Origin of the sequence: Cellulomonas flavigena DSM 20109 (assembly GCF_000092865.1) — a bacterium.
GTDB lineage: Bacteria > Actinomycetota > Actinomycetes > Actinomycetales > Cellulomonadaceae > Cellulomonas > Cellulomonas flavigena.
This window is the reverse complement of record NC_014151.1, coordinates 367769-380293: the sequence shown is the minus strand read 5'-3', so window position 1 is coordinate 380293 and position 12525 is coordinate 367769. Positions and strand designations below refer to the sequence as shown.

Annotated in this window: 16 protein-coding genes; 11 read left to right on the top strand and 5 right to left on the bottom strand. The window is 74.3% G+C overall.

Annotation, left to right across the window (positions count from 1 at the left end; genetic code table 11):
* The 7 genes from CFLA_RS21155 (at position 1) to CFLA_RS01730 (ending at position 5560) form a co-directional block, all read left to right on the top strand.
* Positions 1-225 (top strand): helix-turn-helix domain-containing protein, encoded by a 225-nt coding sequence (locus CFLA_RS21155; RefSeq protein ID WP_342626034.1) that lies wholly within the window; start codon positions 1-3, stop codon positions 223-225.
* Positions 222-1403, top strand: a complete 1182-nt coding sequence (locus CFLA_RS01755; RefSeq protein WP_342626033.1) for a Mu transposase C-terminal domain-containing protein — start codon at positions 222-224, stop codon at positions 1401-1403. The genes CFLA_RS21155 and CFLA_RS01755 overlap by 4 nt, the downstream gene beginning before the upstream one ends.
* Positions 1400-2218: an AAA family ATPase gene (locus CFLA_RS01750; protein ID WP_013115598.1), complete on the top strand. Its 819-nt coding sequence runs from the start codon at positions 1400-1402 to the stop codon at positions 2216-2218. Before CFLA_RS01755 ends, CFLA_RS01750 begins: the two co-directional genes overlap by 4 nt.
* A 16-nt stretch (positions 2219-2234) precedes the next feature.
* Positions 2235-3041, top strand: coding sequence for a MerR family transcriptional regulator (locus CFLA_RS01745; RefSeq protein WP_425358351.1), 807 nt, complete (start codon positions 2235-2237; stop codon positions 3039-3041).
* Positions 3042-3105: 64 nt separating this feature from the next.
* Entirely contained in the window at positions 3106-3534 is a 429-nt protein-coding gene (arr, locus tag CFLA_RS01740; RefSeq protein ID WP_013115596.1) for an NAD(+)--rifampin ADP-ribosyltransferase, read from the top strand.
* 56 nt (positions 3535-3590) lie between these two features.
* Positions 3591-4811 carry a cytochrome P450 gene (locus tag CFLA_RS01735; protein WP_013115595.1) on the top strand — a complete coding sequence of 407 codons (1221 nt, stop codon included), beginning with the start codon at positions 3591-3593 and terminating at the stop codon, positions 4809-4811.
* Positions 4808-5560, top strand: a complete 753-nt coding sequence (locus CFLA_RS01730; RefSeq protein WP_013115594.1) for a YqjF family protein — start codon at positions 4808-4810, stop codon at positions 5558-5560. Before CFLA_RS01735 ends, CFLA_RS01730 begins: the two co-directional genes overlap by 4 nt.
* A 4-nt stretch (positions 5561-5564) precedes the next feature.
* On the opposite strand, the gene CFLA_RS01725 is transcribed toward CFLA_RS01730, so the two are convergent.
* Together CFLA_RS01725 and CFLA_RS01720 are read right to left on the bottom strand one after the other, a co-directional pair.
* The gene (locus tag CFLA_RS01725) at positions 5565-6572 is read right to left on the bottom strand and encodes a VgrG-related protein (RefSeq protein ID WP_013115593.1); all 1008 of its coding nucleotides are present in this window, start codon (positions 6570-6572) and stop codon (positions 5565-5567) included.
* An 84-nt stretch (positions 6573-6656) separates the two neighbouring features.
* Positions 6657-7232: a GNAT family N-acetyltransferase gene (locus tag CFLA_RS01720; RefSeq protein WP_013115592.1), complete on the bottom strand. Its 576-nt coding sequence runs from the start codon at positions 7230-7232 to the stop codon at positions 6657-6659.
* A 116-nt stretch (positions 7233-7348) separates the two neighbouring features.
* Here CFLA_RS01720 and CFLA_RS01715 point away from each other — a divergent pair, with 116 nt between their 5' ends.
* Complete coding sequence (locus CFLA_RS01715; RefSeq protein ID WP_013115591.1) at positions 7349-7915, top strand: dihydrofolate reductase family protein; 567 nt, start codon at positions 7349-7351, stop codon at positions 7913-7915.
* 159 nt (positions 7916-8074) lie between these two features.
* Positions 8075-9412 (top strand): cellulose binding domain-containing protein, encoded by a 1338-nt coding sequence (locus CFLA_RS01710; protein WP_245530281.1) that lies wholly within the window; start codon positions 8075-8077, stop codon positions 9410-9412.
* 35 nt (positions 9413-9447) lie between these two features.
* On the opposite strand, the gene CFLA_RS01705 is transcribed toward CFLA_RS01710, so the two are convergent.
* Positions 9448-9699, bottom strand: a complete 252-nt coding sequence (locus CFLA_RS01705) for a helix-turn-helix domain-containing protein (protein WP_013115589.1) — start codon at positions 9697-9699, stop codon at positions 9448-9450.
* A gap of 135 nt (positions 9700-9834) precedes the next feature.
* Positions 9835-10614 (bottom strand): class I SAM-dependent methyltransferase, encoded by a 780-nt coding sequence (locus tag CFLA_RS01700; protein WP_013115588.1) that lies wholly within the window; start codon positions 10612-10614, stop codon positions 9835-9837.
* Between the two features lie 56 nt (positions 10615-10670).
* On the opposite strand from CFLA_RS01700, the gene CFLA_RS01695 reads away from it, so the two are divergent.
* Both CFLA_RS01695 and CFLA_RS01690 read left to right on the top strand, forming a co-directional pair.
* Entirely contained in the window at positions 10671-11264 is a 594-nt protein-coding gene (locus CFLA_RS01695) for a TetR/AcrR family transcriptional regulator (protein ID WP_013115587.1), read from the top strand.
* Positions 11265-11339: 75 nt separating this feature from the next.
* A complete protein-coding gene (locus CFLA_RS01690; RefSeq protein ID WP_013115586.1) occupies positions 11340-12161 on the top strand; it encodes a TlpA family protein disulfide reductase in 822 nt (273 codons plus the stop codon).
* Positions 12162-12192: 31 nt separating this feature from the next.
* On the opposite strand, the gene CFLA_RS01685 is transcribed toward CFLA_RS01690, so the two are convergent.
* Positions 12193-12522, bottom strand: a complete 330-nt coding sequence (locus CFLA_RS01685; RefSeq protein ID WP_013115585.1) for a hypothetical protein — start codon at positions 12520-12522, stop codon at positions 12193-12195.
* Positions 12523-12525: the final 3 nt, after the last annotated feature.

Genomic DNA, 12525 nt, shown 5'->3' with positions numbered 1-12525 from the left:
GTGGACGCGGACGGGCGGTGGCGGATCCTGCGGCTGCATGTCGAGGACCAGGTCCCGCTCGCCGCGCTGGCCCGTCACCACGGCCTGGGAGTGCGCACGCTGGAACGCTGGCATGCCCGCTACCGCGCCGGCGGCCTGTCGGCCCTGGGCCGAGTGCCGCGGGCGGACGCGGGCGGGCATCACCTGCCGGCGGACCTCATCGCGCTAATCGAAGGGCTCGGGTGACCCGGCCCCGCCCACCGATCGCCGCGATCCACCGGACGGTGGTGAAGGTCTGCGCCGGCACCGCGTGGCCGGTCCCGTCCTACGGCGTCGTCCGGTCGATCATCACCGCCCTGGACCCCGGCATGGTCACCCTCGCCCTCGAGGGAGCAGGCTCCTACCGGGACAAGTACGAGCTCGCGTTGCGGCGGACGGCCGACCGCCCCAACGCGATGTGGCAGGCCGACCACACCTTGCTGGACATCGTGCTCGTCGGCACGGACGGCAAGCCGGCCCGGCCGTGGCTGACCGTCGTGATGGACGACTGCGCCCGCGCGATCTGCGGCTACACGGTCTTCTTCGGTGCGCCGTCAACGATGCACACCGCCCTGGCGCTACGGCAGGCGATCTGGCCCAAGGCCGACCCCCGGTGGCCGATGTGCGGCATCCCCGACCTGTTGTACGTCGACCACGGGTCGGACTTCACCAGCGACCACCTGGCCCGCACCGCCGTCGACCTGCACATCCGCCTGATCCACTCCGCCGTCGCGCGACGCCAAGGGCGAGGCAAGGTCGAGCGCTTCTTCGGCACGGTCAACACCGAGCTGCTCACCACCCTGCCCGGACACCTCCACAGCGGCGCGGAGCGCTGGCCCGCGCCAGCCCTGTCCTTGGCTGACCTCGACGCCGCCGTCGGGGCGTTCGTCCTGGACTACAACGACCGCGCCCACGGCGAGCTCGGCGTCTCGCCGCGGTCGGCGTGGATCGCCGACGGCTGGCTGCCACGCCTTCCCGACAGCCTCCAGGCGCTGGACGGGCTGCTGCTGACCGTCGCCCGATCCAGGACGGTGCGCCGCGACGGCATCCACTTCCAAGGCATGCCCTACGTCTCACCGACCCTCGCCGGCTTCGTCGGCCGCCCCGTGGTCATCCGCTACGACCCCAGAGACATCACCGAGATCCGCGTCTTCGACCACGACCAGTTCCTGTGCACCGCCGTCGATCAGGAACACCACGCCAAGCAGATCAGCCTCAAGGACGTCCAGGCCGCCCGCAACGCCCGTCGCCGCGCCCTGCGCCGAGGCATCAACGAGCGGATCGCCGTCGTCGCCGCCCACACCCCCGACGCCCCTGCCAGGCCCGTGCCGCCGCGCGTACCGACCGTGGCGCGGCTCAAGGTCTACAAGGAGGACCTCAGGTGAGCGAATGCTTCGCCGTCACCAAGGAGCACCGCCGCTTCACCGAGTTCGCCGACTCCGTCCGGCGCGGGCGCACCATCGGGCTGTGCTTCGGGCCGGCCGGGGTCGGCAAGACCGTCTCCGCACGCCGCTACGCCCACTGGGACCAAGCCCACGAGCTGCTGACCGACTGGGGCCCGCGCTGCGATGACGACGCCAAGATCTACGCCGCGCTGGCCAAGAACCGCACCGCCCTGTACACCCCCGGGGTCCTGACCACCCCGCGGCTGCTGCGCGAGGACCTGGACCGGATCATCACTCGCACCAGCATCTGCATCCAGCAGCACCTCGAGGTCCCCGGCCGCATCCCCGTGGACCGGTGGGGCACCCGGCGCACCACCAACGACGTCCAGCTCGTCATCGTCGACGAGTCCGAACGCCTGAGCCCCACCGCGCTCGAGCTCCTACGGGACCGCTACGACCGCGACCAGATCGCCCTGATCCTCATCGGCATGCCCGGGCTGGAGAAGCAGTTCAGCCACTACCCCCAGTTCTACAGCCGCGTCGGCTTCGCCCACCAGTACCGGCCCCTGAGCACCGACGAGATGCTCTTCGTCCTCCAACGCCACTGGCGCTCCCTGGGCAAGACCCTCAACCCCGACGACTTCACCGACGCCCAGACCATCGCCGCGATCAGCCGCATCACCCGCGGCAACTTCCGCCTCCTGGAGCGACTCTTCCCCCAGATCGAACGCGTCCTGAAGATCAACGAGCTGCAGACCATCACCAACGACGTCGTCGAAGCCGCCGCCAGCACCCTCGTCATCGGAGTCAACTAACCGTGCCCCTGAGCGGCTGAAGACCGCCGCCACTCACCGGAGAAAGTCACACATCGGAGAGATCGCGCACTCCACGGGTGTGTCCCGGCGGATGCTGCGCCACTGGGAACAGCTCGGGCTGATCGAGCCGGCCTCCGTCGACCCCGCCACCGGGTACCGCCGCTACGCGGACAGCCAGGCGGGACGGGTGCGGGCCGTGGCGTCGCTGCGTGCGGTGGGGTCCGGGCTCGAGCAGATCGTCGACCTGCTCGGCCCCGGCCTCACGCAGGGACGCCTGGTGGAGCTCCTGCGGGAGCGGGCGCAGGAGCTCGAGCGGACGATCACCGAGGAGTCGGCACGTCTGGTGGAGGTGCGGTCGCGGCTCGCGGCCCTGGAGCGAGGGAGTGGCACCGTGATGAGCACACTGGAGCTCGGGCCGCTGCCCGCCCTGCGGCTGCGGGCCGTGAGCGTCGCGGTGCGCGACGAGACGGAGATCCCCGACGCGGTGCGCGACGTGAGCACCCGGCTGCGGGCCTGCCTGTCCCCCGCGGACCGTGACGCCGAGGTCGTGTGCCTCTACGACGGCACCTCGGACGAGTCGATCACCGTCACGGCGGGCACCGCGGCGACCGCGGACGCGGGTGCGCTGGGCGTCGTGGAGGTCCCGGCCGTCGCAGCGGGGGTCTCGGTCACCTTCGAGCAGTCCCCCGGCAGCGTCGCGGACGCGTGGATCACCCTCGACGCCGCGCTCGCCGAGAGGGGCCTGCGCACGACGGGCGTGCACCGGCACGTCACGGCCACCGCGGGCCCGGTGACGCTGCAGGCCCCCGTCCGCACCGCATGATGGGGACGACACCCGGCCCTCACGGCGCTCCCGCAGAGCGTCGCGACGCACGCAGGAGGTACCCGTGCCCGACGTCCCCGTGCCGTTCGAGGCCCACCCGTCCGGTGCGTACCTCCACGGCACCCGCGCGGACCTGCGGGTCGGCGACCTGCTCGCGCCCGGCCGTCGCTCGAACTACGGCGCGGGCCGCGAGGCCGCGTTCGTGTACGTCACGCGCACCCTCGACGCGGCGACCTGGGGCGCGGAGCTCGCTGTCGGCGACGGGCCTGGGCGCATCTACGTCGTCGAGCCGACGGGCGACCTGGAGGACGACCCGAACGTCACCGACCAGCGGTTCCCCGGTAACCCGACGCTGTCGTACCGGACGCGCGAACCCCTGCGGGTCGTGGGCGAGATCGAGGACTGGGCGGGCCACCCGCCGGAGCAGGTCGCGACGATGCGGGCGCACCTCGCCGAGCTGGCACACGACGGCGTGGAGGCGATCGAGGACTGACGCCGTCGCGACACGCGGGCTCCTGGCGCCCTGACGCGAGGGTGCACGATGGGTCGGTGAGCGAGCACAGCCCGAGCGACGAGCTCTCCGCCGACGACCACCTCGCGACCGGCCGCGCGCCGCACGACTCCGCCGGACGCACGCCGACCGCGGACTGGGACCCGCGCGACCCCCGGGTGCAGCAGGACCCGCTCGGCGCCTACGACGCGATGCGCTCCGGGTGCCCCGTCGCACGGGGTCCCGACGGCGCGTGGACGCTGTTCGCGCACCGCGACGTCGTCGCGACCGCCCTGGACCCCGCGACGTTCTCCAACGCCGTGTCCCGGCACCTGCAGGTGCCCAACGGCATGGACGGGCCCGCGCACGCGGCGTACCGGGCGGTCGTCGACCGGTACTTCACGCCCGCGCGGGTGCGCGCGGTGGAGCCGGTCGTGCGGCAGGTCGCGGACGACCTCGTCGCGACGCTCGCCGCCCCGGCGCACGTGGACGCGGTCGCGCTCGGCGCGCTGTTCGCGGTGCGGGCGCAGAGCGCGTGGCTGGGCTGGCCGCAGGACCTCGAGGGCGAGCTGCTGGCGTGGGTCGCGGAGAACCGCGACGCGACGCGCTCCCGCGACAGCACCCGCACGGCGGCCGTCGCGGAGCACTTCCGGCGTCTCGTCGCGTCGCTCACGGCCGCGCGACGCGGCGACGACGCCCCGGACGACGTGACGACGGAGCTCGTGCGCGACCAGGTCGACGGCCGCCCCCTCACCGACGCCGAGGTCGTGTCGGTCCTGCGCAACTGGACCGGCGGGGACCTGGGCTCGATGGCGCTGTGCGCGGGCGTCGTGCTCGCCCACCTCGCCGACCACCCGGACCTGCAGGCCCGCCTGCGCGCCGGCGTGGACGACGACGAGCTCGACCGGACGCTGGACGAGGTCCTGCGCGTCGACGACCCGTTCGTCAGCAACCGGCGCATCGCCACCCGCGACGCCGAGGTCGGCGGGCGGCGCATCGCCGCGGGCGACCAGGTGCTCCTGCACTGGACGGCGGCCAACCGCGACCCCGAGGTCTTCGGCGACGCGTTCGACCCCGGGGCGCACGCCGCGGACAACCTCGTGTGGGGTATCGGCCCGCACGTCTGCCCGGGGCGACCGCTGGCCCTGCTGGAGCTGCGCACCCTGGTCCGCGCGCTGCTCGCCGCGACCACCGCGATCGAGCCCGACCCCGAGCGGGCGCGCGAGCGCGAGCAGCCGCCGGCCGGGGGCTGGGCGGCCGTGCCGCTGGTCCTGCGGTGAGCGCGGTCCCCGACCCCGTGACGACGACGGCCCCGGCCCTGACGGGCCGGCCGATCACGCGGCAGTCGTGGCGCGACCTCACGTTCGTCCACTGGCGGGTGCCGCCGGACGTCGTCGCGCCGCTGCTGCCGCCGGGCACGCGCCCGGACGTCCACGACGGGACCAGCTGGGTGGGCCTGGTGCCGTTCCGCATGGTCGGCGTGGGAGCGGGGGTCGGGCCCGGGATCCCGTGGCTCGGCACGTTCCCCGAGACGAACGTGCGCCTCTACTCGGTCGACGAGCAGGGCCGTCGCGGGGTCGTCTTCCGGACGCTGGAAGCGGCGCGGCTCGCGTTCGTGCTGGGGACGCGGGCGGTGTTCGCGCTGCCCTACACGTGGGCACGGATGCGCGTGACCGAGGCCGACGGCGTCGTGACGTACACGTCGCGGCGCCGCTGGCCCGGGCCGCGTGACGCGACGACCCGCGTCGCCGTGCGCCCCGGCCCCGCGCTCGACGCCGACGACGAGGCCGCGTTCCTCACCGCCCGCTGGGGCCTGCACACCCGCGCGTACGGCCGGACGCTGTACGTCCCCAACCGGCACGAGCCGTGGCCGCTGCAGACGGCCGAGCTGCTGGCGCTCGACGACCGGCTCGTCGCGGCGTGCGGGGTCCCGGGGACCGCGCGCCCGCCGGACTCCGTGCTGTTCTCGCGGGGCGTGCGCACGGACTTCGGTGCGCCCGTCGACGTCCGCTCGCCCCGGACGGCGTGACGCGTCACTCCCCCAGCATCCGCAGCGCGTCGCGCTCCTCGTTCCGGAACCGGTTCATCACGCCCTCGCGGACCGCCTCGCTGCTGCGCCCGAAGTACGCGGCGCCGTCGTCGCGTCCGCGTTCGGCGTAGATGGCACGGACGAGCTCGGCGTCCGTCATCGTCGTGACGTCACGCCCGGCGACCGCACGCTCGACGATGTCGTCGGTGCGACCGCCGTGCTGCACGGCCGTCGACCACAGCACGTCCCGCACCGCGTCCGAGCGGTTCGCGATGTCGATGCCCGGCAGGCGAGCCTCGGTGGCGCGCAGCTGCGGCTCGTAGTGCGACCGCTCGATCGCGTCGTGCTGCGCCGCCGCGAAGCCCTCCGGGTCACGCGCCGCGAGCTCGCGCCACGCCTCGCCGAACTCGGGCGTGCCCGGCGTCAGGCCGTCGAGGGCCGCGTGGTACTCCGGGTGCGTGTCACGCAGGCCGTCGACGAACTCCTGCGCCGAACCCTGCGTCGAGGAGAACTGGTACATGCCGTAGGAGACGCCACCGTGGTCGCCGCGGCCCGTCGAGACCGCACCCGGGTCGCCGTTCGACTCGTAGCGGGCACTCAGGGAGCCGAGGGTGTGCTCGTGCGCGGGCTCGGCAGCGGGCGTGGCAGCGGGCACCGCAGCACCAGCGGGGGCGGGGGTGCTCGCGACCGTCACGGGGCCCGTGGTCGCCGCTGCGACGCTCGTCGCGGGGCCGACGCCAGGGGCGGACGACACGACCTCCTGCTCGTCGGCGTGCGCCTCGAGCTCGTCGGCGGCGAACGCCACGGCGTCCTGCACCCGCCGCATCGCCGGGCGGTAGAGCTGCTCCCAGTCCTCGCGGAACCGGTTCCGGTCCTGACCCGTCCACTGCAGCCGGTCGAGCGTGGACGTCGTCGTCGCCGTGCAGCCCGCGAGGTCGCCGACGAAGGCCAGCATCGACAGCCGCAGGTCCCGCAGCGCCTGGATGTCCCCACCCTGGATGTTCCCGGTCATGGCCACGACCCTGGCCGCGGCGAGGTGAGCCGGGCAAGGCGCCGCGGGCGGAACGTTCCGACCGTGCCGCGTCGGCCGTCCGCGTCAGGCGTCCGTGCGCAGCCGTGCGTGCAGGTGCATGTCGTGGTGCCCGTCGGCGTGCAGCGCGTGCCCGCGGCGAACCCCCTCGGCGCGGCACCCGAGCAGCTCCGCGACGCGGCACGACGCAGGGTTGCGGGTCGAGTGCTCGACCTCGACCCGCTGCAGGCCGAGGTCCTCGAACGCCCAGCGCAGCGCCTCGGTGCCGGCGCGGACGGCGACGCGCCGGCCTCGCACGGCGGGAACCACCCAGTACGCGAGCGCGCCCCCGCCCTCGTACAGGTTGAGCCTCGTGAGCGCGACGCGCCCCACGACTTCTCCCTCCTCGACGACCGCCCACTCGGCGGCCCGCTCCTGCCGCCACGCGGCGTTCTTGCCGTCGATCCACGCACGGGCCTCGTCGTCGTCGCGCATGGTGCGGGCGTGCCAGGTGCGGATCGCGTCGTCGTCGTAGGCGGCGCGGACGGCGGGCGCGTCGCCCGCGCACCACGGACGCAGGACCAGGCTGCCGGCGGCGAGCGTCGGCTGGACCCTGGCCCCCCACACACCGGCAGGGACGACGGGCTCGGGGATGAGTGGCACGGCACGAGACTGCCGCGAACAGCCCGACTGGACCAGCCTGTCCGTCCCCGCCGCACGACCTTGCCCGTGTCACCCGCCGCTGCGAGCCTGAGGTCCCGTCGACCCGGAGGCACCTCATGGGCAAGCTGGTCTACGCCGCCAACACGTCCCTCGACGGCTACCTCGAGGACGCGAGCGGCGCGTTCGACTTCTCGGTGCCCACGGCCGAGGTCCACCAGTTCTGGAACGACCACGAGCGGGGCATCGGCACGTCCCTGTACGGGCGGCGGATGTACGAGACGATGCGCGTCTGGGAGGACGACGACTGGCTGGTCGACCAGCCGGAGGTCGTCCGGGAGTACGCGGGGATCTGGCGGGACGCGGACAAGGTCGTGTACTCCACGACGCTCGACGCGGCCCCGACGAGCCGCACGCGCCTCGAGCGGACGTTCGACCCCGACGCGGTGCGGCGCCTCAAGGAGGGGTCGGAGCGGGACCTGAGCGTCGGGGGCGCGATCCTCGGGGCCGAGGCGTTCCGGCACGGGCTGGTCGACGAGGTCGTGCTGATGCTGTGCCCGGTGGCCGTCGGCGGAGGCAAGCCGGCGCTGCCGCTGGGCGTGCGGCTGGGGCTCGAGCTGCGGGAGCAGCGAGGGTTCGGCGACGGCACGGTGCTGGTGCGGTACGCGGTGCGGGGCGGCGCCTGACCCGGGACACAGGTCCCGCACCCTCCCCGAGGGCCCCGGATGTAAACGATTCGCCCCCTGCCGGCCCCGGTCCGGCGCGCGGTGCCCAGGTGCACACTCGGCCCGATCCGTCGTCGAGCAGGAGGCACCGTCATGTCCGCGCTGGGGAAAGTCCGACCCGTGAGCCGCGCGCTCGCCGTCCTGGCGGCGGGTGCCGCACTCGTCGCCGCGCAGTCGCTGGCCGGCCCGTCGGCGGACGCCGTACCGCCGGGCGCCGAGAGCGAGCCCGTCACCGGCAGCGCGACCTGGTTCGACAACCTCGGCGCCCCGTACGGCGGGTGCGGGCTGCCGCAGGACCAGCTCGAGACGCAGAACTGGATCGCGCTGAACGTCTACGACACCCCTGGCGACTACGCGATGTACCCGCGACCGATGGCGGCGGACGACCCGAAGGTCGGCATGTTCGACAACGGCCGCAACTGCGGCCGGTGGGTGCGGGTGACGATCGACGACTACTGCACCGGCGTCAACGACGGCGCACCGGGGCAGGCGTTCTGCCGCAACGGCGGGTGGGTCGAGGACGAGTACAACGGCGCGACGCTCGACATGCTCGTCGCCGACTCCTGCGGCGACCCCAACGCGTGGTGCCGCGACGACCCGTACCACCTCGACCTCGCACACGCGTCGCTCAACCTCTTCGAGAAGGACGGCGCGCCCGTCGGCGACATGGACCCGAACCACTGGGGCAACCGCAAGGTGACCTGGGAGTTCATCGAGGCGCCGGACTACTCCGGCGACATCGAGATCGGCTTCATCCAGGGCTCGGAGAAGTGGTGGGCGGGGGTGTCGATCAACCACCTGCCCAACGGCATCCACGGCGTCGAGCACTTCGCCGACGGCGCGTGGGTGACCACGCCGATGAACGTCGACATGGGGCAGTCGTTCCTCGTGAAGCCGACGACGACGGGCGGCACCGACTACCGGATCCGCGTCACGGACGTGGACGACGAGTACGTGTTCGGCGGGCGGGAGTACGCGTTCTCGCTGCCGGAGAGCTGCGGCGGCAAGTGCTCGGCACCGCGCACGGTCGTCGAGTACACGACGACGGAGGGCGACGGCTCGACGCCCACGCCGACCCCCACCCCGACGCCCGACGTCACCCCGACGCCCGAGGTCACCGTGACGCCCACTCCCGACGTGACGCCCACGCCCACCCCGACGACGGGCCACGGCGTGACCGCCTGCACGGCGACCTTCCGCGCCACGAGCACGTGGCCCGGCGGCTACCAGGGCGAGGTCGTGGTGACGGCCGGTGAGGCGGCGCTCACGACGTGGACCGTGACCCTGCCCGGCGTGTCCGTGGGCTCGCTGTGGAACGGCGTGCCGACCGCCGCCGGGTCGGGCGTCACCGTGACCAACGCGCCGTACAACGGGAGCCTGACCCCTGGCGGCACGGTGAGCTTCGGCTTCATCGGCGCCGGGACGCCGGGCGACGCGGCGCCGAGCTGCTCGGCCTGACCCACTCCTCGCGACGCCCCTGCGACCGCTCGGTCTCAGGGGCGTCGCGTCGTCGGCGCCGGTTCCACGTCCAGCAGGTCGCCGGGGCGGCAGCCGAGCGCGTCGCAGACCGCGGTGAGCGTGGAGAAGCGGATGGCGCGGGCGCGGCCGTTCTTCAGCACCGACAGGTTCGCGACGGTCACGCCGGTGAGCTCGGCGAGCTGGACGAGCGTGAGACCGCGGGCCTCGAGAAGAGCGCCGAGACGGCTGACGACGCGGTGCGGCGCGGGGTCGTCGTGCTCGCTCACACCAGGCCCTCGGTGTCCGCCTGCAGCCGGGTCCCGGCACGGGTCGCGGCCGCCAGGCACGCGCGCAGCAGGGCCGGGACCAGGGGCCACCAGGTGACGCGCGGGTCGGCTCCTCACGTCGCAGCGCGTGAGACGTCAGGGCGTCGCGACGACCAGCCGCATCGCCCCCGCGTACTCGTCCTGCTCGCGCAGGTGCCCGTGCGCGCGGTCCCACGCGCCGCTCTCCAGGTCGGCCGCGAGCCGCTCGACGCCGCGCTGCACGGCCGCCTGGTCGGCGAGCACGAACCCGGACGTCGCGCCGCGGACCTCGGCCCGCAGGTACGCCTCGGGCCGGGCCCAGAACGCCTCGCCGAACCCGTCGACGCAGTCGCGCGGGATCGGCACGACGTCGACCCGTACGGTGCCGCCGGCGGCGGCGAGGACGTCGACGACGTGGTCGATGGTGGGGAACCGCGTCTCGTCGAGGGCGACGACGTCGGGGAAGTACTCGGCCAGCCAGAAGCGACGCAGCGCCGGGGCGTCGTGCGTGAGGACGACGACGGGGCCGCGGCTGACACGCCGCAGCTCGCGCAGGCCCCGGTCGACGTCGGGCCACTGGTGGATCGTCACCATGGCCATCGCCGCGTCGAACGCGTCGTCGTCGAACGGCAGGTGCTCGGCGGTCGCGTCGAGCGCGGGCGCGGCGCCGGCCGGGCGCTGGGCGCGCATCGCGGCCGACGGCTCGACCGCGAGGACCCAGCGGTCGGCGGGCTCGTAGGAGCCGGACCCCGCGCCGACGTCGAGGACCGTCCGCGCGTCGCCGAGCGCGGCGTGCACCCGGGCCGCGATGCGGGGCTCGGTGCGGCGCAGGGCGGCGTAGCCGCGCCCCTGCCGCTCGTAGTCGACGTCTCCGGCGGGGCGCTCGCGGGTCACCATGCCCCGACCCCACCACGCTGTTGACCGATCGGTCAACAGCGATCTACGGTGGCGCCATGGCCCGGGACACGCGCGAACGCATCGTCACCACGGCGCGCGACCTCGTGCACGCCGCGACGTACGCCGACGTCGGCGTCGACGACGTGTGCCGCGCGGCCGGCGTCAACAAGGGCAGCCTCTACCACTTCTTCCCGTCCAAGCAGGCGCTCGGCCTGGCAGTCCTGGATCGCAACTGGGAGCTGATGCGCGGGCTGCTCGACGAGGCGTTCGACGCCGAGGCGCCGCCGCTCGACCGGCTCGACGCGTTCCTGACGGCCTACGCGTCGATGATGCGCACGATGCGCGAGCACCTGGGTGCCACGCCGGGCTGCCCGCTCGGCAACCTCGCGGCCGAGCTCTCGGCGCACGAGCCGGACATGCGCGCTCGGATCGCCGAGGTCCTCACGGCGTGGACGGACAGGGTCGCCTCGGTCGTCCGGGACGCGCAAGCACGCGGCGACGTCGACCCGTCGTTCGACGCGACCGAGGCGGCACGCGGCGTCGTCGCCCTCGTCCAGGGGTACGGCGTGCTCGCCAAGGCCGACGACGACCCCACAGCGCTCGACGCCCTGCGGCCCCTCGTGCGCCGCCTCCTCCCCGCACCCCACTGACGCCCGGGCCTCCACGCCCGGGATCCGACCCACCCACCCACTTGACCGATCAGTCAACCCGAAGGGACACACACCATGGCACCGACCCGCACCCGCCCCGCGGACAACGACTACCGCTTCGACGTCCTGCGCACCCGGCACGTCCTCGACGACCTGCGCTACCGCCCCACCGACCCCGGCCCCGGCGACCTCGTCCCACCGTTCGACCTGCCGACCCTCGACGGCGGCCGGTTCCGCCACGACGACCTGGGCCCCCGCCCCGTGCTCCTGGTCGTCGGCTCGCAGACCTGCCCCGTGACGCGCAGCGCCGCCCCGCGGCTCGACGCCCTGCACGCCACCTACGGCGACCGCGTGCGCTTCGTGCTCGTCCAGACCCGCGAGGCCCACCCGGGCGAGCACCTGCCGCAGCCCCGCACCGACGAGGAGAAGACCGCGCACGCCGTCGCCATGCGCGACGACCTGCGCGTCACGTACGAGGTCGCGGTCGACGACGTCGACGGCACCCTGCACCGCGCGCTGGGCCCCAAGCCCAACTCCGCGTACGTCCTGCGGCCCGACGGCACCATCGTCGCGCGCGTCCACTGGGCGAACGACACCGCCGGCGTGCGGGCGGCCCTCGACGACGCACTCGACGGACGCCCCCCTCGCCACCGCCGCGGCCGGATGCTCCTCCCGCTCATGACGGCCGTGGGCCACCTGCCGGACGTCGTGCACCGCGCCGGCCCCCGGGCCGAGCGCGACGTGTGGCGCGCCGCGGCGCCCCTGGCACTGCTGGCACGCGCGACCCGCCTGCTGGGCGCGCTGGCGACGGACCGCCGCGGGCCGGTGGTCGCCGCCGGCCTGGCGGTCGTCGTCGCCGCGACCGTCGTCGCGGTGGTCATCGGCGCCGCGGGGTGAGCCGCGAGGGGCGCCGCCCGGATCGCGCCCCTCACCGCACCGGCAGGTCGACCCGCTCCCCCACGCCGATCTCGTCGGCGTCGTCGGTGCTCAGCACGGCGTAGACGCCCGTGGGCATCCCCACGCCGAGCGCGATGTCCGACGCGGCCCGCAGCAGGCGGTCGCGCGGCGCCCCGGTGACGAAGAAGACGTACTCCTCGTCGACCTCCTCGCCGTCGTCGAAGACCTCGAGCTCCTCGTCCTCCTCGAGCTCGGCGAGCCGGTCCTCCACGTCGTCGATCCAGAAGAACGGGTCCTCGTCGCCGGCGACGTCGGGGGACGGGGTCATCGGGACGTGGATCTCCACGACGAGGTTCGGCACGGC